Origin of the sequence: Streptomyces sp. NPDC002054, from assembly GCF_040296685.1 — a bacterium.
In the GTDB taxonomy this organism is placed as follows: Bacteria; Actinomycetota; Actinomycetes; order Streptomycetales; family Streptomycetaceae; genus Streptomyces.
Genome location: NZ_JBEOXT010000085.1, coordinates 1 through 1,139, shown reverse-complemented (window position 1 = coordinate 1,139; position 1,139 = coordinate 1). Strand labels below are relative to the sequence as shown.

Sequence of the window (1,139 nt, the reverse complement as noted above, 5' to 3'; positions counted from 1 at the left end):
CTAGTCTTCTGAGTCAGGAATTCCGTTCAGATGTGTAGGCTTGGCCTGTGGCGCGTACTGGGCGGCCGAAGGCCGAGTTGATCCTGTCGGGTGAGGAGCGGGCTGCGCTCGAGGGGTGGGTGCGGCGCCGTTCCACGCCGCAGGCGTGGGCCTTGCGCTGTCGGATCATCCTGGCCTGCGCGGAAGGTGCTTCCAACAAGGACGTTGCTGCCCGGCTCGACTCGACGCCGCATGCGGTGGGCCGCTGGCGGGCGCGTTTCGTCGAGCATCGGATCGCCGGCTTGGGCGACATGCCCCGCTCGGGCGGTCCCCGGACGGTGACCGACGAGCAGGTGGCCTCGCTGGTCACCAGGACACTGGAGTCGGCTCCGAAGAACGCGACCCACTGGTCGACTCGCTCGATGGCGAAGGAAGTGGGTCTTTCGCAGTCGACCGTGTCACGGGTCTGGCGGGCGTTCGGCCTGCAGCCACATCGCTCGGAGACGTTCAAACTGTCGACAGACCCTTACTTCGTCGACAAGGTCCACGACGTCGTCGGCCTCTATCTGGACCCGCCCGAGCGGGCCCTGGTCTTCTGCGTGGACGAGAAGTCTCAGATCCAGGCATTGGACCGCTCGCAGCCGGTGTTGCCGATGATGCCCGGAGTGCCGCAACGCGTCACGCATGACTACGTCCGCGCCGGGACCACCACTCTGTTCGCCGCTCTCGAGGTGGCCACTGGCAAGGTCATCGGTTCCCTGCACCGCCGCCACCGCGCCGAGGAGTTCAAGAAGTTCCTCATCAAGCTCGACCGGGAAGTGCCGGACGGCCTCGACATCCACCTCGTGCTGGACAACTACGCCACCCACAAGACCCCGGCCATCAAGACCTGGCTGCTGGCCCACCCCCGGTTCCACCTGCACTTCACACCCACCGGATCGTCCTGGCTCAATCTTGTGGAGCGATGGTTCGCCGAGCTGACGAACAAGCAGATACGACGAGGCGTCCACAAGACCGTCCAGGCCCTGGAGAAGGACATCCGGACATGGATCGCAGCCTGGAACACCGACCCCAGGCCCTACGTCTGGACCAGGACCGCGGACGAGATCCTCGAACGCCTCGCCTCATATCTGAACAGAATTCCCGACTCAGAAGACTAG

General features: G+C 65.0%; 1 protein-coding gene. It reads left to right on the top strand.

The genetic code is table 11. The features are described from left to right. Window positions 1–47 precede the first annotated feature (47 nt). Complete coding sequence (locus tag ABT123_RS36670; protein WP_351322786.1) at window positions 48–1,139, top strand: IS630 family transposase; 1,092 nt, start codon at window positions 48–50, stop codon at window positions 1,137–1,139.